At 68.4% G+C, this 20,623-nt stretch carries 21 protein-coding genes; 12 read left to right on the top strand and 9 right to left on the bottom strand.

The annotated features are described in order from the left end of the window. Positions 1-13: 13 nt before the first annotated feature. Genes WEA80_10135 through WEA80_10105 form a run of 7 tightly spaced genes read right to left on the bottom strand, consistent with a single transcriptional unit; the run spans position 14 to position 6,967 of the window. Entirely contained in the window at positions 14-373 is a 360-nt protein-coding gene (locus tag WEA80_10135) for a dihydroneopterin aldolase (GenBank protein MEX1186935.1), read from the bottom strand. After that, entirely contained in the window at positions 366-1,163 is a 798-nt protein-coding gene (trpA, locus tag WEA80_10130; GenBank protein MEX1186934.1) for a tryptophan synthase subunit alpha, read from the bottom strand. The genes WEA80_10135 and trpA overlap by 8 nt, the downstream gene beginning before the upstream one ends. Continuing rightward, positions 1,132-2,616, bottom strand: a complete 1,485-nt coding sequence (locus WEA80_10125) for an HD domain-containing phosphohydrolase (protein ID MEX1186933.1) — start codon at positions 2,614-2,616, stop codon at positions 1,132-1,134. Before WEA80_10125 ends, trpA begins: the two co-directional genes overlap by 32 nt. Next, positions 2,613-4,340 (bottom strand): HEAT repeat domain-containing protein, encoded by a 1,728-nt coding sequence (locus WEA80_10120; GenBank protein ID MEX1186932.1) that lies wholly within the window; start codon positions 4,338-4,340, stop codon positions 2,613-2,615. Before WEA80_10120 ends, WEA80_10125 begins: the two co-directional genes overlap by 4 nt. Then, on the bottom strand, positions 4,340-5,569 hold the full coding sequence (gene trpB / locus WEA80_10115) for a tryptophan synthase subunit beta (GenBank protein ID MEX1186931.1): 1,230 nt from the start codon (positions 5,567-5,569) through the stop codon (positions 4,340-4,342). The genes WEA80_10120 and trpB overlap by 1 nt, the downstream gene beginning before the upstream one ends. Beyond that, positions 5,559-6,203 carry a phosphoribosylanthranilate isomerase gene (locus WEA80_10110; GenBank protein MEX1186930.1) on the bottom strand — a complete coding sequence of 215 codons (645 nt, stop codon included), beginning with the start codon at positions 6,201-6,203 and terminating at the stop codon, positions 5,559-5,561. Before WEA80_10110 ends, trpB begins: the two co-directional genes overlap by 11 nt. Further along, positions 6,200-6,967, bottom strand: a complete 768-nt coding sequence (locus WEA80_10105) for an indole-3-glycerol-phosphate synthase (protein ID MEX1186929.1) — start codon at positions 6,965-6,967, stop codon at positions 6,200-6,202. The genes WEA80_10110 and WEA80_10105 overlap by 4 nt, the downstream gene beginning before the upstream one ends. 142 nt (positions 6,968-7,109) lie before the next feature. Between WEA80_10105 and lexA the strand changes: the two genes are divergently transcribed. Beyond that, the gene (gene lexA / locus WEA80_10100) at positions 7,110-7,718 is read left to right on the top strand and encodes a transcriptional repressor LexA (protein MEX1186928.1); all 609 of its coding nucleotides are present in this window, start codon (positions 7,110-7,112) and stop codon (positions 7,716-7,718) included. 228 nt (positions 7,719-7,946) lie between these two features. Next, positions 7,947-8,510, top strand: coding sequence for a hypothetical protein (locus WEA80_10095; protein MEX1186927.1), 564 nt, complete (start codon positions 7,947-7,949; stop codon positions 8,508-8,510). Here WEA80_10095 and trpD read toward each other — a convergent pair. Together trpD and WEA80_10085 are read right to left on the bottom strand one after the other, a co-directional pair. Then, on the bottom strand, positions 8,455-9,483 hold the full coding sequence (trpD, locus tag WEA80_10090) for an anthranilate phosphoribosyltransferase (protein ID MEX1186926.1): 1,029 nt from the start codon (positions 9,481-9,483) through the stop codon (positions 8,455-8,457). The two genes, WEA80_10095 and trpD, sit on opposite strands and share 56 nt — an antisense overlap. Further along, positions 9,480-10,382, bottom strand: a complete 903-nt coding sequence (locus tag WEA80_10085; protein ID MEX1186925.1) for a hypothetical protein — start codon at positions 10,380-10,382, stop codon at positions 9,480-9,482. Before WEA80_10085 ends, trpD begins: the two co-directional genes overlap by 4 nt. 97 nt (positions 10,383-10,479) lie before the next feature. On the opposite strand from WEA80_10085, the gene truA reads away from it, so the two are divergent. The 10 genes from truA to purL all read left to right on the top strand — a co-directional run bounded on the left by truA (position 10,480) and on the right by purL (position 20,619). Continuing rightward, the gene (gene truA, locus WEA80_10080) at positions 10,480-11,235 is read left to right on the top strand and encodes a tRNA pseudouridine(38-40) synthase TruA (protein ID MEX1186924.1); all 756 of its coding nucleotides are present in this window, start codon (positions 10,480-10,482) and stop codon (positions 11,233-11,235) included. Between the two features lie 16 nt (positions 11,236-11,251). Next, positions 11,252-11,902 carry a transaldolase family protein gene (locus WEA80_10075; GenBank protein ID MEX1186923.1) on the top strand — a complete coding sequence of 217 codons (651 nt, stop codon included), beginning with the start codon at positions 11,252-11,254 and terminating at the stop codon, positions 11,900-11,902. Then, a complete protein-coding gene (locus WEA80_10070) occupies positions 11,899-13,287 on the top strand; it encodes a trypsin-like peptidase domain-containing protein (protein MEX1186922.1) in 1,389 nt (462 codons plus the stop codon). Before WEA80_10075 ends, WEA80_10070 begins: the two co-directional genes overlap by 4 nt. Next, complete coding sequence (gene purB, locus WEA80_10065) at positions 13,284-14,717, top strand: adenylosuccinate lyase (protein MEX1186921.1); 1,434 nt, start codon at positions 13,284-13,286, stop codon at positions 14,715-14,717. The genes WEA80_10070 and purB overlap by 4 nt, the downstream gene beginning before the upstream one ends. A 91-nt stretch (positions 14,718-14,808) precedes the next feature. Continuing rightward, positions 14,809-15,726 (top strand): phosphoribosylaminoimidazolesuccinocarboxamide synthase, encoded by a 918-nt coding sequence (locus WEA80_10060; protein MEX1186920.1) that lies wholly within the window; start codon positions 14,809-14,811, stop codon positions 15,724-15,726. Further along, positions 15,723-16,376, top strand: a complete 654-nt coding sequence (locus WEA80_10055; protein MEX1186919.1) for a phosphatidylserine decarboxylase family protein — start codon at positions 15,723-15,725, stop codon at positions 16,374-16,376. Before WEA80_10060 ends, WEA80_10055 begins: the two co-directional genes overlap by 4 nt. Further along, positions 16,373-17,293, top strand: coding sequence for a CDP-diacylglycerol--serine O-phosphatidyltransferase (gene pssA, locus WEA80_10050; protein MEX1186918.1), 921 nt, complete (start codon positions 16,373-16,375; stop codon positions 17,291-17,293). The genes WEA80_10055 and pssA overlap by 4 nt, the downstream gene beginning before the upstream one ends. After that, positions 17,290-17,553, top strand: a complete 264-nt coding sequence (gene purS / locus WEA80_10045) for a phosphoribosylformylglycinamidine synthase subunit PurS (GenBank protein MEX1186917.1) — start codon at positions 17,290-17,292, stop codon at positions 17,551-17,553. Before pssA ends, purS begins: the two co-directional genes overlap by 4 nt. A gap of 49 nt (positions 17,554-17,602) precedes the next feature. Further along, entirely contained in the window at positions 17,603-18,295 is a 693-nt protein-coding gene (purQ, locus tag WEA80_10040) for a phosphoribosylformylglycinamidine synthase subunit PurQ (protein ID MEX1186916.1), read from the top strand. Positions 18,296-18,297: 2 nt separating this feature from the next. Further along, complete coding sequence (gene purL, locus WEA80_10035) at positions 18,298-20,619, top strand: phosphoribosylformylglycinamidine synthase subunit PurL (GenBank protein MEX1186915.1); 2,322 nt, start codon at positions 18,298-18,300, stop codon at positions 20,617-20,619. The last annotated feature ends 4 nt before the right edge of the window (positions 20,620-20,623 follow it).

Below are 20,623 nucleotides of genomic sequence, written 5' to 3'. Positions count from 1 at the left end.
CACGAGTCACTAGTCACTTTTTCTTCCGTTCCACAGTCACCTCCGCATACGCCAACGGCCCCGGCAGCGCGACGTGCGGCTTGCGCACCGACACCGAGACCCGTGTGACCAGCCGCACCTCCAGCGACTGCTCGGCGATGCGCTCGGCCACGTCCTCCAGGTACTTCATGTGTCCGTGCGCGAGCACGCCCGCCGCGCGGTCGTACAGGTCGCGGTAGTCCGCAACCGTCGCCGCGCCGTCGCCCCCCGCGGGCCGCTGCACCCAGACCGATACGTCCACCTCGATCGACTGGGCTACCTCCGCCTCGTGCGGCAGGACCCCGATGTGCGTGTGGAAGCGCATCCCCTTCAGCGTCACTACGTCTTCAGCCATCCATCGCCTCCCGCATGGAGCGTACGAGATTCAGCGCCGCGCCGGTCGACTCGCCGGCGGCCCGCACGACAGCGCTTCCGACCACGACTCCGTCCGCCAGCCGCGCGACGGCGCGCGCCTGCGCGGGAGTCGAGATTCCGAAGCCCACGCACACGGGGAGATCGGTCACCGCACGCAATCTCGCGACCATCGGCGCCACGTCGGGCGGGGCGTCGTCGCGGGCGCCGGTGACGCCCATGCGGCTGATGAGGTACACGAAGCCGCTCCCGTGCTGGCAGATTCCGGCCAGTCTCCCGGGCGGCGTCGTCGGCGCGACGAGCCGGATGAAGTCGAGCCCGCTTTCCGCCAGCCAGGCTTCGCGCCGCGGATCCGCGCCGAGCGGCAGATCCGTGACGAGTATACCCGCGATGCCGGCGTCCCGCGCCCGGCGCAGCACGTCCGGCCCCGCCGCGAGCAGCGGATTGAGGTAGGTGAACAGCACGACGGGCACGGCCGGCCGCGCCTTCTCGAGCAGCTCCAGAGAGCCGTCGAGCGTAACGCCATTGGCGAGGGCGACGGACGAGCTGTGCTGGATCACCGGGCCGTCCGCGACCGGGTCGGAGAAAGGGACGCCGAGCTCGATCACGTCCGCGCCAGCCGCTTCCAGCCCTTCCAGCAGCTCCACCGTTGCGGCCGGCGACGGGTGCCCGGCCGTGACGTAGCACACGAGCGCGCGGCGCGAATCCGCGCGCAGCGCCTCGAACCGCTCCGCTATCGACTCAGAGGAAATAATCGCCGACGCGGATGCCATAACGCTCCGGGTCCGCGGTCTTGATGATGGTCCGCGCGTAGCTTCCGTCGGGGCTCTGCTCGGCGAGATCCGCTTCGACCGGCGGCGTGATGAGATTTCCCAGCGGATCGCTGACGATCATGACCACCGGGCGCGCGAGCAGCTCCGGATTGACGTTGGCCGTCTTCGCGATCGCCAGCTCGAAGGTGTCGAGAACGACCAGCGTCCCCACCGGATAGATGCCCAGCAGGTTGATGAACGCCTTCACCACCACCGGGTCCAGGCCGCGGCGCGGGTTGTCGCGCATCTCTTCGAGCACCGCGGGCGGCGGCAGCGGCTCGGTCTGGTAGCTGCGGCGCGAAGTGGCCGCGTCGTAGCTGTCCGTGACGGCGACGATCCTCGCCGTCATGCAGATCTGCCGTGCCCGGATCGGCTTGGGATAGCCGCTGAGATCGGACTTCATGTGGTGCTCGTACGCCACGACCATCGCGCGGTACGGCAGCTCCGCCTGCCCGCGCATCTGGCACAGGCCGAGCACGCCGAGCCACGGGTGGCCCACGATGAGCCGCCATTCCTCGTCGGTCAGCCCCTCGGTCTTCTGCAGTATGTCGATCGGGATGCGCGACTTGCCGATGTCGTGGAACAGCGCGGCCATTCCCAGGTCGTACAGCTGCCGCTTGGTGAAGCCGAGTCGCCTGCCGAGCGCGACCGAGAAGATGCAGACGTTGACGGAGTGCGTGAACGTGTACTCGTCGTAGTCGCGGATGGTCGTGAGCCCGACGAGCGAGACCTCGTCGTTCAGGATCTGGTCCACGATGGTCTGCACCAGCCGCTTGATCTTCTTCAGGCTCGGCGACTTCCCGAGGCGCACCGAGTTCATCACGTCCTTGGTGACCGTGACGGACTGGGCGTACGTGCGCACGGCGGCCGCATGCACCTGCTCGCTGGCCTCGCGGTCGGTCGCGGATTCCGACGGCGGCTCCAGCTCGAAGGCGGCGACGCCGGCGCCGCGCAGCCGCTCCATCAGCCGCTCGAGGCTCCCCTCAGGATCGCCCTTGAGCGGCGTGTCGAGCGCGTTCAGGAACACCAGCCAGTCGTTGGGCGTGGCGACGTCGGGCACGCGGATCGCGCCCACGCCGCTCGCCTTGCAGATGGTGAGCACCTGGCCGAAGCTGGCGTAGTTCGTGAGGTCGAGACGGAGCCGCGTCTCGTTCAGGAAGATGAACTCGCCGGACACCCGGAACTCGAGCTCGTGCTCGTGCTCGTGCTCGCGGATCTCGCGCGCGACGTTCGCCACGTCCTCGAGCGCGCGCTGCACCGACGTGTGCTCCGGCGGATACAGCTTGATGGACCGCATCGCGCTGTACATGCCGATGATCAGCGTGCGCCCGATCTTGCGGACGTACGCCGGATTGCCGTGCTCGGAGAGGGGCCAGGCGCCCGACGACGGAGTCGTAACCTGCTGCGACGTCATGCGGCTACCCCGCGGATGGCTCTGGTCACCGCGTTCTTTACCACGGCGTCCTTGTCGCCGGCGGCCTTCTCCAGCGATTCCCGCGCGCGCCGCGTGTTGATCTTGCCGAGGGCCATTGCCGCGCATGCGCGGAACTCGGGCTCCTCGCGCTTGCCGAAGGTGCCCTTGCCGTTCAGCACCGAGTCGAGGAAGTCCACGCCGGCGTCGCCCGCGAGCACGCCGTACGCCTCGAAGAACGCCATCTTCTCAGTGAGGTTGGTCTCCCGCAGCGGTTTGCCCTTGAGCGCCTTCTCCACCCGCGGCAGCGCCGCCCGGTACGACCGCCCGCCGAGCGCGCGGACGGACGCGACCCGGACGTCCCGCTCGGAATCCTCCACGCATTTCTCCAGCACCTGCAGCGCGCCGGGCGAGCCGATGTCGGCGAGCGCGAGCACGGCCGCGAGCCGCATGCCCGGATCGGCGCCGGTGTTGATCACCTGGCCCAGCGCCGGCACCGCCGCGGCCGCCTTCATTACGGCGGCGCGCTGAATCGCTTCCTGCACCACGACGGGATCGCCGACGGTGATCAGCCGCACCAGCTCGGACGTGTGCAACGCGGCGAGACGGTCGGCCGCGTTCTCCAGCAGCTCGCACAGCTCGCGGTTCTGCGAGCGCGGCGTGAACGCGAACACGGTCTCGAGCGCGGCCGGTCGCAGCTGGAGGAACAGCTCGGAGATGTCGCCCTGCGGGAGCGAGAGCGGCGCCTCCTCCAGCGTCTCCAGCAGCTGGCCGAGCACCGCGCCGTCGGACAACCGCTCGGGCAGATCCGAGAACCGCTGCTTCTGAACCTCGGTCATCTCCCTGGCGCGCTGCGCGGTGAGCGCGACCTCGCGCAGCAGATACGCCACCGTGCGGACCTGGTTGGTGGACAGCAGGTTGATCAGGATTCCGTCGAGAATGCGCGCGATCTCCTCGCGCACGCCCACGTCCTCCTGCGTCTCGAAGGTGTCGAGCAGCGACGCGATCACCAGCGGCCTGAGATCGGCCGAGTAGTCCTTGGCGATCTCGTTGTGGATGTACTCGATCTCGCGCTCGTCGAGGAAGTAGAGCGTCGAATCGAAGCCCTCCATGCTGACTACGCCGGCCGGCTTCGCCGACGACACCAGCTGCTCGCTGCCGCCGCGCTCGACCTCGCCGGGAGGCGGCAGCCGCTCGGGCGCGGCCCCCGGTTCCATCGGATCGTACGGCGTGTCTCCCGTGCCGCCGCCGGCGCCGACGTACTTGTACTCGAACGTCGAGAACTCCTGCTCCCAGAGAATCGTGAGCATGTCGTCGTCGTCCGCGGTGGCCGACCGGACGCGCTGGATGATCTCCATGATCGCGTCCATGTCCGTCATCTCGAAGCCCTTGCAGATCTTGATCTCGCGGAGGCCGTCCTTGAAGAACACCCACGCGAGATTGTCCGTGGACTTCTCGGTGTCCTCGTACACCAGGAGCTCCTCCCAGAGGAACTGCGTCTCGGAAACCTGCAGGACGAGCTCATCCGTCTGCTGCCAGAGCCCCTGGAACGCCGCGCGCGCGGCTTCCATCGAGCGCGCGTGCATCGGGTTGTTCGGCAGATACAGCGCGTGCGCGCGCACGGCCTTGGAGAAAGTCTTCAGCACGTCCGTCACGATCGCCGCCGCGAACGGCGGCGGCTCGACGGAATCGGGCGCCTGCACTGGTGCGCTTGTTGGTGAAGTCATCAGCTCAAGAGATCCATCTCGCTTACCTGCGCCACATCCTTGTCGCCGCGCCCACTGATGCAGACCAGAAGCGAGTCACTGTCCGACCAGCGGCCGCGATTTTTCGCTATCCAGGCAATGGCGTGCGCGGATTCCAGAGCCGGGATGATTCCCTCCAATCGGCTGAGGAGAACGAACCCTCGCAGCGCCTCCGAATCCGTAACGGAGACATATGTAGCCCGATGAAGTTCCATAAGATAGGCGTGCTCGGGCCCGACGCCAGGATAATCGAGCCCCGCGGAAATCGAGTGCGCGGGCCGGACCTGGCCGCTCTCATCCTGCAGCAGGTAGCTCAGCGACCCGTGCAGCACTCCCGGCGAGCCGCGCGCCAGCGACGCCGAGTGCTCCGCGGTATCGAGTCCATGACCTGCGGCCTCCACGCCCACCAGCTCGACGTCCGAGTCGTCGATGAACGCGTGGAAGATCCCCATGGCGTTGGAGCCACCGCCGACACATGCCACCACCAGCTTCGGCAGCGCGCCGGTCTTCTCCAGCATCTGCGCGCGCGATTCGCGGCCGATGACCGACTGCAGGTCGCGCACGATCCGCGGGTACGGCGCCGGACCCACGACCGATCCGATGATGTAGTGACTGTCGTTCACGCTGCCGACCCAGTCCCTGATCGCTTCGCTCGTCGCGTCCTTGAGCGTGCGCGTTCCGGAGGAGACCGGCACGACGGTCGCGCCCAGCAGCCGCATGCGGAAGACATTCAGCTCCTGCCGGCGCATGTCCTCCTCGCCCATGTACACCACGCAGTCCAGCCCGAACCGGGCGCACACGGTTGCCGTCGCGACGCCGTGCTGCCCCGCGCCGGTCTCCGCTATGATGCGGCGCTTGCCCATGCGGCGCGCGAGCAGCGCCTGGCCGACGGTGTTGTTGATCTTGTGCGCCCCGGTGTGATTGAGGTCCTCGCGCTTGAGGAACACGCGCGCGCCCACATGCTCCGACAGCCGCGGAGCGACGGTCAGCGGCGACGGCCGTCCGACGTAATCGCGCAGCATCTCGTCCAGCTCGCGCTTGAACGCCGGGTCCGACATCGCGTCGGCGTACGCGACGGTCAGCTCGTCGAGCGCCGGGATGAGGGTCTCCGGGACGTAGCGACCGCCGAATTCGCCGAAACGGTCGAGAGAGCTATTGGCTATTGGCTCCTGGCTTTTGGTAACAGCCTTTGCGGTCTTCCTACTCGGCATCGGCCTGAGCTACAGCGTCCGCAAAGGCGCGCATGCGGGCGTGATCCTTCACGCCGGGTGACGACTCGACGCCGGAAGAGACGTCCACGACGTCGGGGTTCAGCGCGCGGATCGCGCCAGCCACGTTGTCGGGGTCGAGGCCGCCCGCGACGATCAGGCGCTTGTCGCCGACCAGCCGGCGAATGGCCGCGGCCTCGCGCTCCCAGTCGAAGGTGCGTCCGGTTCCGCCCAGTCCGGCTTCGGAGTAGCTGTCCACGAGCACCGCGTCCGCGTCGGCCGATTCGCCGGCCACGGTCAGCGCGCCTGCCTCACCGATGCGGATGACCGACCAGATCTCGCCGCGAAAGCTCGCCCGCAGCCGCTCGATCACGCCGTCAGGGGCTCCGCCGTGGAGCTGAATCACGTCCAGCCCCGACGCGTCGGCGGCCGCGAGAATCTCGTCCACCGATGCATCGCCGAACACGCCGACCTTTCCCAGGCCGGGGGCGGCGGTCCAGATGTCGGTGGCGTCGGCGGGATCCACGCGGCGAGGGCTGTCGGTGAATATCGATCCGACATACGCCGCGCCCAGCTCCGCGGCGAAGCCCGCGTCGCGGGCGCGGGTGATCCCGCAGAACTTCATCGCCGTCTTCATCGGCGCGCTCGCGGAACGCCGGATAGGTCGCGCACTGCCTGCTCGGGATCCTCCGCGACGGAGAGAGCGCTGCCGACGAGCACGGCGTCCGCTCCAGCGCGCGCGAGCGCCTCCACGGACGCGCGGTCGCGAATCCCGCTCTCGGCGACCGCCGTGGCCTGGCGCGGCACGCGGCGGAGCAGCTCGAGGGGGACGGCTTCGTCGATCACCAATGTCTCGAGATCGCGCGCGTTGACGCCGATAAGGGTCGCGCCGGAATCGACGGCGCGCTCGAGCTCCGCGCGCGAACGGACCTCCACGAGCGGCTCGATCCCGTACTCGCGCGCCACGCGGACGAGCGCGTCGAGCGCCGCCGGCGGCAGCGCCCGCGCGATCAGCAACACCGCGGACGCGCCCAGCGCCCGTGTCTCGAGGATCTGCACCTCCTGCACGATGAAGTCCTTCCGCAGCACGGGGACGCCGGTGGCCTCGACGACCTCGCGGAGGTCGTTCGGCGACCCGCCGAAGCGCGAAGGCTCGGTGAGGACCGAGATCGCCGCGGCACCGCCACGCACGTAGGCCGCCGCGCGCTCGCCTGCGCGCAGCGTCGGATCCAGGTCGCCCCTGGACGGCGACCGGCGCTTGACCTCCGCGATGATCGACACCGAATCGCCGCCGAGCACGTCGAGGAGCGCGGGCGCGGCCGGCGTGTCCACCGCCGCCCGCTCGAGCTCACGCCTTTTCGGCAGGAGTTGCCCGACCCGGGCCCCCGTCAGCTCCAGCAACTCGCCCAGAGTGCCTCCCGGCGCGCTCCAGAAAGATTCCTGTTGCGCTTCGGGGGCTGTTCGGCTAATGTGTGAGTTCGGCAAATCTTCGGTGCGGCAGAGGTCACAACCTTATTACGGGATTACGGGGCTCGAACAAGATATGTCGCTCACGAAACGGCAGCGCGAAATCCTCACATATCTGGCCGACTACTCGGAGGCCAACGGGTACGCGCCCAGCTTCGAGGAGATCGCCGAGCGCTTCGATTACAGCTCGTTGGCGACGGTACACGAGCACCTCACGAACCTGGAGCGGAAGGGCTACATCAAGCGGCACTACAACGAGAGCCGCGGGATCGAGATCCCTTCCTCCGACGTGTACGGCCGCGCCGTGCACCTGCCGCTGATGGGCACCGTCGCGGCCGGCATGCCGATCGAGGCCATCTCCGTCCCGGAGACGTTCCCGGTCCCCGACGATCTGGTCCGGAAGAACGGCAACCACTTCGTGCTGCGCGTGCGCGGCAACTCCATGGTGGACGAGCAGATCCGCGACGGCGACTACGTCATCGTCAACGAGAAGCCGACGGCAGACAATGGCGAGATGGTGATCGCTCTTATCGACAACTCGTCCGCCACATTCAAGAAGTTTTACAGGGAAAAAGACGGGCGGATTCGACTCCAACCGGCAAACGAAGCTCTACAGCCGATCTATGTGCATGAGAACGACGTCACGATTCAAGGAGTAGTTGTAGGAGTTATACGGCGGTATTAGGCGCGCTCAATAACTGCGAGCGTTGTGAGTTAACCGTTCAACCGTTGGCCCGTTAGGGCGTAACCGCGAAACGCCCGCCGCAGTTTGCGGCCCGACGCAAAACGCAAAAACGGGTAACGCACAACGCGCCCCGCCGTTCTCCCGCGACTCTGCGCGGAGCTTGTTGCCACGGAGTCAGCATCCGAGTCATTCACACGGAGTTTTATCCGTGGAGTGTCCGTGCGTCCGATGACTCGTTGGCTTCTCGTCACGCTCGCCTTCGTTCTCACGCTGTTCATCACCCCCAAGCTTCACGCTCTCTACATGAGCAGCCTGTCGCTCACCGAGCTGGTCGAGGCTGAGGGCGGCGAGCGTCGCATCGTACGGATCGCCGGCGGCGAGTCGATCGAGGTCGTCGTCCACCGCAGCGAGACCTGGTGCCATTGTCCGGGGCTCGGTGTCGCGGCGCAGTCGCGCTCAGCCGACCCTGACTCGATAGTGCTGCTCGCCGACGCGTTGTTCCGCGCGTTTCGCGCGGAAGCGGCGCGAGAGCCGGCCAAGCGCCGCTGCCTCACGGTCACGCTCCAGCCGGGCATAGGACGGCAGGATCCCATGAACCCGCGCAAGCAGTCCAGCTTTTCCCTCTGGCGCCGCCGGACCGACGAGCGGTGGGTCCTCTTCACGACCTCGGGTGAGAGCGCGGTTCACTCGGAAGCCACCCGAACGCTCGGCGCTCTCTGGCCCCAGGTACCGCGCGCTAAGAGTACACCTCCCGAAGCCGCTCCAGCGCCGTCAGCCCGGACCCGGCTTTGAGCGCGTCCCGCGCGCGCGTGACTCCCTCGTGGTAGCTGCCCGCCTTCCCGCTTAAGTAGATCGCCGCCGCCGCGTTCAACTCGACCGCGGCTTTAGCTCCGGGCGTGCCGCCGCCGCCGAGCAGATCCAGGATCACGTGCGCGTTGTCCGCCGGTGAGCCGCCGGCGAGATCGTCCGGGCTGACCCGCCCGATCCCGTGCTTGGCGGGATCGATCGTCCACTCCGTCACCGAGCCGTCCTTGATCTCGGCGACGTGCGTCGGTCCCAGCGGAGAGATCTCGTCCAGCCCCGGCTCCCCGTACACGACCATCGCGTGAATGGCGCCGAGCTTCGCCAGCGCCGCCGACAGAATCCCCATGCGATCGCGGTCCGCCACGCCGACGAGCTGGCGGCCGACGCCGGCGGGATTCGCCAGCGGACCGACGATGTTCATCACCGTCGGAATCGCCAGCTCGCGGCGGATGGGGCCGACGTGTTTCATGGCCGGATGCATCGCGGGCGCGAACATGAACACCATGCCCGCTTGCTCGAGCGACCGCGTCATCACCTCAACCGGCGCGTCGATGCGGACGCCCAGCGCCTCCAGCACGTCCGCGCTCCCGCAGGCGGAGGTGAACGAGCGGTTGCCGTGCTTCGCGATCCGGACGCCGGCGCCGGCCGCCACGAACGCGGCGGCCGTGGAGATGTTGAACGTGGTGACCGCGCCGCCGCCGGTGCCGCACGTGTCCACCAGCTCGTCCGGCTCGCTCGCGGGCAGCTGGATCATCGCCCGCCGTAGCGCGCGCGCGGCGCCCGTCATCGTGTCGGCGGTCTCGCCGGCGACCCTAAGTCCAGTGAGGAACGACGAGATCTGCACGCCGGTCGCCTCGCCGCGCATGATCACGTCGAACGCCGCGCCCACCCCGTCCGCGTCGAGCGGACGATGGAAGGCGAGGTCCTTTATCGCGTGCTGAAGGGCGTTGAGCTGGCTCACCCGCGAGCGGCGACGGCCGCGACCACCTCGTCCAGCAGCTTGCGCGGATCTTCCGCCTTGTCGCGGTGCTCGAGCAGGCGCTCGATCCGGTAGAGAACCTTCGCCTGCGTCCGCAGCTGCAGCGTCTGGTTGCTCATGTCCAGGTGCGCTTTCTCGAGCTGGGCCACGGCGGCCGATACCTGCTGCTCCACGGCCCACAGCCGCTCGCCCGCCGTCTGCGCCTGCGCGGCGGCGTCTCTCGCGGCGCGCTCAAGCTGGGCCACGCGGGCGGAGTCTCCGCCTCCCTTCCCCTGAGCCGCCCTGCGCGCGTCGGACAGCTGCGCTTCCAGCTCCTCGATCGCCTTGCTGTACTTCGCGTGCAGCGACTCGGACACTTCCTCGAGCGCGCGAACCGCTTCGGCGCGCGCGTCGCCCTCAGCGAAGCGCGCAGCCGCGTTCATGAACAAGGCCATGAGCGGCAGCATGCGGTCGGTCGCCCGGCCGCCGAACCGTCGCTTCGGCTCGATCACCGCGATCAACGCGTACAGCTCGCCGTCGAACCGCAGCCCCTGCAGCAGCAGATATGCCCCGCTCGGCGGCGGTGCTCCGAACGACAGGAACTTCATGAAATCGTTCGACAGGTCGCCGAAGTCCACGAGCTTCGCGCCGCCGAGCACGTCCTTCTTCAGCTTCGCGGGGAGGTGATCCGGCGAGAGCTCCATCGGGATGGTCGAGATTCCCGTCGGTCCCGCCACGAGCCGCGACGTGAGCAGTCCTCTTCGCGGATCGTACGTGAACAACGCCAGCTCGAGCCCGGGGTCGTTCCCCGCCATCTCCGCGTACAGCACTGCCAGCGCGCCGCGAAGATCGGGCGCGGCGGAGAGAGTCTGGCAGAATACCGGGAGCGGCTGCGGGGACATGTTCGCTGAAGATTAGCGCCGGAAGCGCTTCCCGAATAGCTTCCGCTCAATGACGCCGCCCCCGCCGCCCCCGGGGCCAGAGGCAGGAACGACGCGGATGATTCAGCTAATCCTGCACTACGACGGCTCGGGCTTCGCCGGCTGGCAGCGACAGCTGGATGAGCCGACCGTTCAGGGCGCGCTGGAGGACACCCTCTTCAAGCTCACACAGCAAAGGGTCACCGTGACAGGCGCCGGGCGGACGGATGCCGGGGTGCACGCGCGCGGCCAGGCCGCCGGCGTGCGCGTGCCGGAAAAGTGGCAAGCGTCCGAATTGCGCAGAGCGCTGAACGCGACTCTACCGGAGTCGATCTGGGTCGCCGCCGCGCACGAGATGTCGGACGCCTTTCACGCCCGGTACAGCGCGGTGGCCCGCCGCTACTCGTATCGCGTCGGGCTCGACGAGGAAGCGTGGTCGCCGTTCCGCAGGCGATACGAGTGGGCGATGGACCGCGGGATCGACCTCGCCGTGCTCGCCGCTTCCGCGGAGGCCGTCGTCGGAGAGCACGCGTTCCTCGCGTTCGCGGTCAAGGGAACGGCTCCCGCGAGCGACGATCACCGGTGTACAGTTCACTCGGCGGGCTGGCGGGAGCGGCCGGGCGGGCTGACGTTCGAGATCGAGGCTAACCGGTTCCTGCATCACATGGTGCGGTACCTGGTCGGCACGATGGTGCAGGCCGCCAGCGGCAGACGCTCGCCGGATTCCGTCGCGCGGCTGCTGTCCGAAACGGACAATCGCGACGTGTCGCCGCCCGCGCCGGCACATGCGTTGTTCCTGGAGCAAGTGCGGTATCCGAGCGATCTTTATTTGTGACCCGCAACCTTCCCGCATGAACATTTACGTCCGGAGTGACAGCCTTGCCGAGATAAGCACCGCGGCGGAAGCGGGGCTGGCCGACGGCATTCTGTTCGCCGGCTCCGGCGACGAGCAGCACGATCCCACCGAGCTGTCGGCGATCGTGGCAGAGTTCGCGCTCCCGGTGTGCGTCGCGATCGGCGCGACGACCACGGCCGACATGTACCGCGAGGCGCGCGAGCTGGCGCGCCTGTCCGATCGCATCATCGTGCAGGTGCCGCTCGTGGAAGACGCGGTGCCGGTCATTCGGCGCCTGACGGTGGACGGCGTGGACGTCTGCGCCAACTACATCTTCAACGCCGCGCAGGCAGCGATCGCGGCGAGGGCGGGCGCGGGCAAGGTTCTGGTCTCGGTGCCCGACCTCGACGCGCAGGGGCAGTCGGTGGACGAGGTACTCGGCGAGATTCGGGCGGTGTTCGACCGCACGCACGCCGAGTGCGACCTCATGGCGGCGGGGCCGAGAAGCGCCGCCGAGTTCACATCCTGCATTCTCGCCGGAGCCGACATCATCTGCATCACGCCGATGCTGCTGCGGACGCTGATACTTCATCCGTCGACCGACCGCGCGCTCGACAGATTCCTCAGCGAGGCCGGAAGACGCGGGAAACAACGGAGCCTCACGTGAGGCGCACGCCGGCATTTCTCCTGGTTACGCTGGCCCTCGCCGGCTGCGAGGGAGCTTCGCCCATCGCGTCGTCGGCGCAGTCCGCGGCAACGGCGGCGAGCCCGGCGCAGGTCGAGGCGTCGCGGCGCACGGCGATCACCGCTGCCGTAGCGCGCGTGGCCCCCGCCGTGGTCACCGTGCAGACGGAGGCTGTCGAGCGCGTCACCGACTTCTGGTTCGGCAGGACGTTCGAGCGCACCCGGCCGGGACTCGGCTCCGGCTTCATCGTGAAGGACGACGGAACGATCCTCACCAACGCGCACGTGGTCGCCGGCGCGTCGCGCATCTCCGTGGCGCTACCGGGCGGGGGAACGTACCCGGCCCGGCTCATCGGCGCCGACGAGACCAACGATCTCGCCGTGATCAAGGTGGACGGGCAGACGCTGCCGGTCGCGCCCCTCGGCAGCTCGCGCGACCTGCTCATCGGCGAGTGGGCGATCGCGATCGGCAATCCGTTCGGCTTCCTGCTCGGGAACACGGAGCCGAGCGTGACGGCGGGCGTGGTGAGCGGCGTGGGCAGGAACATCGCTGCCGGCGCGGGCGAAGGTTCCGGGGTGTACGTGGACATGATCCAGACCGACGCGTCCATCAATCCCGGGAACTCCGGCGGCCCGCTGATCAACGCGTCGGGCGACGTGATCGGCGTGAACAGCTCGATCTTCTCGCCGTCCGGCGGCTCCGTCGGCCTAGGCTTCGCGATTCCGATCGACCGGGCCAGGCGCGTCATGGAAGACCTGCTGGCGCACGGCGTGATCCGGCAGCCGTGGGACGGGATCAACGTCCGCGTCGTCTCGCCAGGCGCGAACCCGCGCGAGATGCTCAGCGCCGGCGTCGTGGTGCGCAGCGTCGTGCCGGGATCGCCGGCCGACGGCGCGGGAGTGAGGGCCGGCGACCGGATTCTCCGCGCGGGCGACCGCCCGCTGCGGAATCCCTACGACTGGCAGGCGGCGCGGCTCGACTTCCGCGTGGGCGACGCGGTGCCGCTGGTGGTGCGCCGCGGCGGCCACGATCTGACCGTCTCGATGCGGATCACGGACCTGCCGGAGCTGACCGCGCCGCGCGTCGAGGTGCTGCGGGAGATTCAGCTCGTCACGCTGTCCCCGCAGATCCGCGAGAGCCGCCGGATCCGCAGCACGAGCGGAGCCCTCGTGGTGAACGTCAGCGAGCGCGTCTCCGCCGAGATCGGGATCGAGCGCGACGACGTCCTGCTCCAGATCAACAACGCGCGGATCGCTTCGGCGGAGGATGCGGCGAGAGCGATCAACTACTTCGCCGGGCGCAGCGTGATCGAGGTCTGGTTCGAGCGCAACGGCCAGCTGGGCCACACTTATTTCCGGGTGAGATGACCGAGTACGATCGCTACTCCTCTCCGCTGGCCGACCGGTATGCCTCGTCGGCCATGCTGGAGCTATGGTCGCCGCGCACGCGCTACGGGATGTGGCGCCGGCTCTGGCTCGCGCTCGCGGAGTCGGAGCAGGAGCTGGGCGTGGCGATTCCGGCCGAGGCCATCACGCAGATGCGCGACCGGCTGGACGACATCGATTTCTACGCGGTGCAGGCGTACGAGCGGCGCTTCCGGCACGACGTGGTCGCGCACATCCACGCCTTCGGCGACGCAGCGCCCGCGGCGAAGCCGTTCATCCATCTCGGCGCGACCAGCGCTTACGTCACCGACAACGCCGACCTGATTCTGATGCGGCGCGGGCTCGACCTGCTGCGCGGCAAGCTGCTCCAGATCATCCGCTCGCTCGCGGCGTTCGCGCGCGAGTGGCGCGACGAGCCCGCGCTCGGCTACACCCATCTCCAGCCGGCGCAGCTTACGACCGTCGGCAAGCGCGCGACGCTCTGGCTGCAGGACCTGGTGCTCGACCTGAGAGACCTGGATCATCGTCGCGACACGCTCCCGTTCCGGGGAGTGAAAGGCACCACCGGCACGCAAGCGTCCTTCCTCGAGATCTTCGACGGCGACCACAAGAAGGTCCGCGAGCTGGAGCGGCGCGTGACCGCGCGGATGGATTTTCCCTCCGCGCTGGGAGTCACCGGCCAGACCTACACGCGAAAGCTCGACGCCTGGGTGCTGGGCATCGTCTCCGGCATAGCGTCGAGCGCCGCCAAGTTCAGCGGCGACATCCGCATGCTGCAGACCTTCGGCGAGCTGGAAGAGCCGTTCGAGCAGGACCAGGTGGGGTCGTCCGCGATGGCGTACAAGCGGAACCCGATGCGCGCGGAGCGGATCGCGTCGCTGGCGCGCTTCGTCCTGTCGCTCGAGGCCAACGCGCACCAGACGCACAGCACGCAGTTCCTCGAGCGGACGCTGGACGACAGCGCCAACCGGCGCATCGTGATTCCGGAGGCGTTTCTCGCGACGGACGCGATCCTGCTGCTCATGGGCAACATCGTGACGGGCATGGAGATCTACCCGCGGCAGATCCGGCGCCGCATCGACCGCGAGCTGCCGTTCATGGCGACCGAGGAGCTGATCGTCCGGGCGGTGCGCGCTGGTCGCGACCGGCAGGTCGCGCACGAGGTGATCCGCCGGCACAGCCTGGCCGCCGCGCGCGCCATGAAGGACGGCGCCGACAGCAACGACATGCTCGACCGCCTAGCGGCCGATCCGGAGTACGGCGTGCCGATGGACGACCTTCGCGGCGTGCTCGCGCCCGAGAGATTCGTCGGACGGGCGCCGCAGCAAGTGGACGATTTCCTCGCGGAAGTCGTGGAGCCGGTTCTCGCGGGCGCGCCGCCGGAGAAGGCCGCGGACGAGATCCGAGTCTGAGAACGACGGTGACTAGTGATTAGTGATTAGTGATTAGTGATTAGTAACTGCCGTTCCGCTGGTCACTGGTTCACGATTGTCACTATTCCCTATGCCTCTTCTTCAGTCAAATCTTCCTCTCCCGTTGCTGCGCCAGGGGAAGGTTCGCGACGTGTACGAGGCGGGGCCGGAGCAATTGCTCCTCGTCGCCACGGACAGGGTCAGCGCGTTCGACGTCGTCATGCGGGAGGCGGTGCCGCACAAGGGGGCGGTGCTCACGCAGCTCACGGCGTGGTGGCTCCGGCGTCTTGGAGACGAGGTTCCGCACCACATGCTCACGGCCGACGCCGACGAGATCATCTCGGCGGTCCCCTCGCTGGCGCCGCACAGGGGCGCGATCGCGGGCAGGGCGATGCTGTCGAAGCGGGCCGAGGTCTTTCCGATCGAGTGCGTGATCCGCGGCTACCTCGCCGGCTCCGCGTGGAAGGAATACCGCTCGCATGCGACTCTCGCCGGCGAGCCGCTGCCGCCGGCGCTCAAGGAGAGCTCGAAGCTGGAGCCGCCGCTGTTCAGCCCCGCTACCAAAGCCGAGACCGGGCACGACGAGAACATCACGCGCGGGCGCGCCGCGGAGATCGTGGGCGGCGAGCGCATCGCCGAGCTGGAGCGTCTCACCCGGCTCGTGTACGAGCGCGGCCGCGCGCACGCCGAGTCGCGCGGAATCATCATCGCCGACACCAAGCTCGAGTTCGGAGAGGTCGACGGGCGGGTTATATTAGTCGACGAGGTGCTCACCCCCGACAGCTCACGCTTCTGGCCCGCGGACCGATACGAGGAAGGCGTTGCGCCACCCAGTCTCGACAAGCAGCCGCTGCGCGATCATCTGGAGCGGGAGAAGACCGCCGGCCGCTGGAACGGCGATCCGCCGCCCCCTCCTCTTCCGACCGACGTCATTGATTCGATGAGCCGCCGATATCTCGACATATTCCAGCGCCTCACCGGCGCCGCGCTTCCGGGCACGCCCGGGTGAGCTTCGCCCGCGAGGGGCTCGCCTTCATCGGGATCGCTTCCGCGCTGGCCGCGACGGCATACGCGTTCGCGCTGGCGCGCAGGTCCTGGACGCTGTGGCTGCTGGCGTTCGCGCTCACGGTGGTCGCGCTCTGGGTCGCGTTCTTCTTCCGGGATCCCGAGCGTACCGGAGAGCGCGGGGAGAGCATCGTGGTCTCCCCCGCCGACGGCAAGATCGTGATGATCACGGAAGTGGACGAGCCGGCGTTCATCGGCGGCAAGGCGATCCGGATCTCCGTCTTCATGAACGTCTTCAACGTGCACGTGAACCGGTACCCGGTGGACGGGACCGTGCGCTACGTCCACTACAATCCCGGCAGATTCCTGAACGCCGCCACCGAGAAGTCGAGCCTCGAGAACGAGCAGATGTCCGTCGGGCTCGAGACGAAGAGCGGCCGCATACTCGTGCGGCAGATCGCCGGCCTCATCGCGCGGCGGATCGTGACCTACAGCAAGGAAGGCCAGGTCGTGAAGCAGGGCGAGCGCCTGGGGATCATCCGCTTCGGCTCGCGCGTGGACGTGTTCATTCCGCCCGATTCCAGGGTTCGCGTCGCGACCGGTGAGACGAGCAACGCCGGCGTGACTGTGCTCGCGGACCTCCCCGCCCGATGACGGACGGCGAAGTCCGGGCGCAGCGCCGCGTCCGGCGCGCGGTGGTCGTGCTGCCGAACGGCTTCACGCTGGTCAACCTGTTCTTCGGGATCTTCGCCATCGTCGCGGCGTCGCGCGGGGAGTTCAGCACGGCGGGACTGTACGTCGTGTTCGGCGGGATCGCGGACGCGCTCGACGGCCGCGTCGCGCGCGCGACGAGAACGGGCTCGCGCTTCGGCTCGGAGCTCGACTCGCTGGTGGACGCCATCTCGTTCGGGCTCGCCCCGGCGCTGATCATGTACTTCGCGGTGCTGAACCGCGACGGCTGGGACTGGATCTTCGTGTTCCTGTACACGGCGTGCGCGGTGATCCGCTTGGCGCGGTTCAACGTCGAGCAGGCCGGCCGCGCCAAGAAGTACTTCCACGGACTGCCGAGCCCGGCCGCGGGCGTCACGCTCGCGACGTACTACTGGTTCAGCCAGACCGACCTCTACGGCAACACCATGATCGGGGACCTGCCGTGGGAGATGGTGCTGCGCTACCTGATGCTCATGCTCGCGTTCCTGATGATCAGCAACGTCTCCTACCCCGCCGTCCCCACCGTGGGCTACCGGAAGCCGGGTGAGATCATCGGATCGCTGGTGGTCGCCTCCACTTTCTTCGGCGTGCTGTTTCTGCCGAGGGAATTTTTCTTCCCCGCGCTGCTTCTCTACGTGCTGTACGGCCTGGTGAAGACGGTCGTGTACGGGCTGATGGACCGGCGGCCGAGCGGCGATGCCCCCGTCATCAGCGACGAGGACGACGACACGGAAGAGCCGCAAACCCGTGAGCTGCTGGAGCCGGATCTGCTTGCGGCGCAGCGGAAGCGCCGCCGGCGGCGCCGGCACGGGCGCGGCGGTCAGCCGGACCCGCGACCCTTCTCCTCGGGGCCCGAATGAAGCACCGAGTCTACCGGATCGCCGTGCACATCGTCCCGCGGGCCGGGCTGTTGGATCCGCAGGGCAACACCATCACCGGCGCGCTCCACTCGCTCGGCTTCAAGCATGTGAGGTCGGTGCACGTCGGCCGGCACGTCGTCATCGAGACCGAGGCGCCCGACGCGCTGCAGGCGGAGACCGCGGTGCAGGAGATGTGCGAGAAGCTCCTGGCCAATCCGGTAACGGAGGACTTCGAGATCACGTCGGCGGTGCCGTTGTGACAACAGCTATTGGCTATTGGCTGTTGGCTATTGGCTTTTTGGAGCCGGCATGAAATTCGGGATCGTGACGTTCCCTGGGTCCAATTGCGACTACGACGCGTACCGGGCCGTGGTGGATCAGCTCGGCTCCGAGGCGACGTACCTCTGGCACAAGACGGAAGACCTCGAGGGAGTGGACGTCGTCGTGCTCCCGGGCGGATTCAGTTACGGCGATTATCTGCGCGCCGGGGCAATCGCGCGGTTCAGCCCGATCATGCAGCAGGTCGCGGCGCACGCGCGCCGCGGCGGGCCCGTGCTCGCCATCTGCAACGGATTCCAGATCGCGTGCGAGGCGGGACTGCTCCCGGGCGCGCTCGTGCGCAACACCGGAATGCGCTTCGTGTCGGACGCGGTGCACCTCCGGGTCGAGAACGCCGACACACTCTTCACCTCCCGGTACGAGCAGGGCGCGGTGCTGCGGATCCCCATAGCGCACGGCGAAGGCCGGTACGTCGCGGACGCTACGACGATCGGCAGGCTCGAGGACAACGACCGGATCGTATTCCGCTATTGCGACCCGGCCGGCGCCGTCACCGGCGCAGCCAATCCCAACGGCTCGATGCGCGGAATAGCCGGGATCGTGAGCGACGAGGGGAACGTGCTGGGAATGATGCCGCATCCCGAGCGCGCGGTGGATCCGCTGCTCGGACCGCCCGACGGGCTGCCGCTGTTCGAGTCGCTGCTCGCGAGGGTGGCCGTGTGACGATGGTTGCTCCGCGCCCCGGCGACCCGCGCATCACTTCCGCGCTCGTCGCGGAGCACGGCCTCAACGACGACGAGTTCCAGCGGCTGGTCCGCATGCTCGGCCGCGAGCCCACGTTCACCGAGCTGGGGATAATCAGCGCGCTGTGGAGCGAGCACTGCTCGTACAAGCACTCGCGTCCGCTGCTCAAGACGCTCCCCACAGAAGGGCCCCAGGTTCTCCAGGGACCCGGGGAGAACGCGGGCGTGGTCTCGGTGGGTGACGGCCTCGCCGTCGCGTTCAAGATCGAATCGCACAACCACCCGTCGGCGGTCGAGCCCTACCAGGGCGCCGCCACCGGCGTGGGCGGAATTCTGCGCGACGTCTTCACGATGGGCGCGCGGCCGATCGCCATGCTCAACTCCCTGCGCTTCGGCTCGCTGGACAACGCGCGCGTCAGGTACCTGTTCGCCGGCGTCGTGAAAGGCATCGGCGACTACGGCAACTGCGTCGGAATCCCGACCGTCGCCGGCGAGATCGTGTTCGACGACGCGTACGAGACCAATCCGCTCGTCAACGCGATGTGCGTGGGCGTGATGAAGGAGAGCGAGCTGATCACCGCCAAGGCCGAGGGGATCGGCAACCCGATCATCGCGGTGGGAGCACGGACCGGCCGCGACGGCATTCACGGAGCGTCGTTCGCGTCGGAAGATCTGTCGGAGGCGAGCGACGCCAAGCGCCCGCGCGTCCAGGTCGGAGATCCGTTCACCGAGAAGCTACTGCTGGAGGCGAGCCTGGAGCTGATCCGGAGCGGACACATCGTCGCGATCCAGGACATGGGCGCGGCGGGTCTCACGTCGTCCTCGGCGGAGATGGCCGAGCGCGGCGAGGTGGGCGTCACGATCGACGTGAGCAAGGTGCCCGTGCGCGAGGAAGGAATGACGCCGTACGAGATCCTGTTGAGCGAGTCGCAGGAGCGCATGCTCGTCGTGGCGAAGCGCGGCCACGAGGACGCGGTCAGCGAGATTCTCACTCGCTGGGATCTCACGGCTGCCGTCATCGGCGAGGTGATCGCGGAGCCGGTGTACCGCGTGACGGAGGGCGACACCGTAGTCGCGGAGTTTCCGGGCTCGCGCCTGGTAACGGACTGCCCGCGCTACTCGCCGGAAGCGCGCGAGAGCGACGAGATCGTCCGGCTCCGGGCGACGGACGTTGCAAGCGTTCCCGAGCTGCCCGAGGAGAAGGACCCGGTCTGGACGCTCGACCGGGTGCTCTCGTCACCCACGATCGCCAGCAAGGCGTGGGCGTACCGGCAGTACGACTCCACCGTGCGCACCAACACGGTGATCGGCCCGGGCGGCGACGCCGCGGTGCTGCGGCTGCGCGGGTCGAACCGCGCGATCGCCGTGAAGACGGACTGCAACGGCCGGTACGTGTACCTCTCGCCGAGAAATGGCGCACGCGCCGCGGTGTGCGAGGCCGCGCGAAACGTGGCGTGCACCGGCGCGCGGCCGCTGGCGATCACCAACTGCCTCAACTTCGGCAACCCGAAGCGGCCGGAGAACTTCTTCCAGCTGAGCGAGGCGATCGCGGGAATCGGCGAGGCCTGCCGCGCCTTGGATACGCCCGTCACCGGCGGGAACGTGTCGCTGTACAACGAGAGCCCGTCCGGCGCGGTGTACCCCACGCCTGTGATCGGCATGCTCGGCCTCATCGACGACGTCGCGCACGTCACGCCGGCGACGTGGTCGGTGGACGACGACGTCATCGTTCTGCTGGGGGAGATCCTCGGCGAGCCGGCGGACGGTCTTGGCGGCAGCGAGTATCTCGCCCGAATTCATGGAATCGTCGCGGGCACTCCGCCGAAATGCGACCCTGACCTCGAGCGGGACACGATCGCATGCCTGCTCGAGTGCATTCGCGGCGGACACGTGCGCTCGGCGCACGACTGCAGCGACGGGGGGCTCGGAGTAGCGCTGGCGGAGTGCGCGATCGCGGATCGGTCCGCGTTGGTGGGCGCCGAAATCGATGTGTCTGCGTGGAGCGGCGTCGCATTGCGGGAGTTGCTGTACAACGAAGCGCAGGCGAGGATCATCATCACGGTGCCGGAAGCGTCGCTGGGCACGATAGCCAAGATCGCGGTAAAGCATCGGGTGGCGCCGGTCGTGCTCGGCCGGGTGCGGACCGGATCGGGGAACCTCGAGATCAAGCACGGTGGAAATCGCACGGTCGTAGCGCCGCTCGAGCGACTCGCGGCGGCGTACCACGACGCGATCCCCGCGATCATGGAAGCCAGCGTCGAGAGCGCCGCCGTGCTGGAACAGGCCGCCGTGACGACGGTCTAGCCGG

It is taken from the genome of Gemmatimonadaceae bacterium (assembly GCA_040882285.1).
Lineage (GTDB): Bacteria > Gemmatimonadota > Gemmatimonadetes > Gemmatimonadales > Gemmatimonadaceae > JACDCY01.
Note: the sequence above shows the minus strand (reverse complement) of the source record. Positions and strands in the feature narration are given on the sequence as shown.

Bases quoted from the DNA above. Each gene is read 5' to 3' on its own strand.
- WEA80_10060 (MEX1186920.1), top strand. From the start codon at position 14,809: ATGCCTCTTCTTCAGTCAAATCTTCCTCTCCCGTTGCTGCGCCAGGGG.
- WEA80_10120 (MEX1186932.1), bottom strand. From the start codon at position 4,340: ATGACTTCACCAACAAGCGCACCAGTGCAGGCGCCCGATTCCGTCGAG.
- trpA (MEX1186934.1), bottom strand. From the start codon at position 1,163: ATGGCATCCGCGTCGGCGATTATTTCCTCTGAGTCGATAGCGGAGCGG.
- WEA80_10135 (MEX1186935.1), bottom strand. From the start codon at position 373: ATGGCTGAAGACGTAGTGACGCTGAAGGGGATGCGCTTCCACACGCAC.
- WEA80_10110 (MEX1186930.1), bottom strand. From the start codon at position 6,203: ATGAAGACGGCGATGAAGTTCTGCGGGATCACCCGCGCCCGCGACGCG.
- WEA80_10075 (MEX1186923.1), top strand. From the start codon at position 11,252: ATGAACATTTACGTCCGGAGTGACAGCCTTGCCGAGATAAGCACCGCG.
- truA (MEX1186924.1), top strand. From the start codon at position 10,480: ATGATTCAGCTAATCCTGCACTACGACGGCTCGGGCTTCGCCGGCTGG.
- lexA (MEX1186928.1), top strand. From the start codon at position 7,110: ATGTCGCTCACGAAACGGCAGCGCGAAATCCTCACATATCTGGCCGAC.
- purS (MEX1186917.1), top strand. From the start codon at position 17,290: ATGAAGCACCGAGTCTACCGGATCGCCGTGCACATCGTCCCGCGGGCC.
- WEA80_10125 (MEX1186933.1), bottom strand. From the start codon at position 2,616: ATGACGTCGCAGCAGGTTACGACTCCGTCGTCGGGCGCCTGGCCCCTC.
- trpB (MEX1186931.1), bottom strand. From the start codon at position 5,569: ATGCCGAGTAGGAAGACCGCAAAGGCTGTTACCAAAAGCCAGGAGCCA.
- purL (MEX1186915.1), top strand. From the start codon at position 18,298: ATGGTTGCTCCGCGCCCCGGCGACCCGCGCATCACTTCCGCGCTCGTC.
- WEA80_10085 (MEX1186925.1), bottom strand. From the start codon at position 10,382: ATGTCCCCGCAGCCGCTCCCGGTATTCTGCCAGACTCTCTCCGCCGCG.
- pssA (MEX1186918.1), top strand. From the start codon at position 16,373: ATGACGGACGGCGAAGTCCGGGCGCAGCGCCGCGTCCGGCGCGCGGTG.
- WEA80_10095 (MEX1186927.1), top strand. From the start codon at position 7,947: ATGACTCGTTGGCTTCTCGTCACGCTCGCCTTCGTTCTCACGCTGTTC.
- purQ (MEX1186916.1), top strand. From the start codon at position 17,603: ATGAAATTCGGGATCGTGACGTTCCCTGGGTCCAATTGCGACTACGAC.
- purB (MEX1186921.1), top strand. From the start codon at position 13,284: ATGACCGAGTACGATCGCTACTCCTCTCCGCTGGCCGACCGGTATGCC.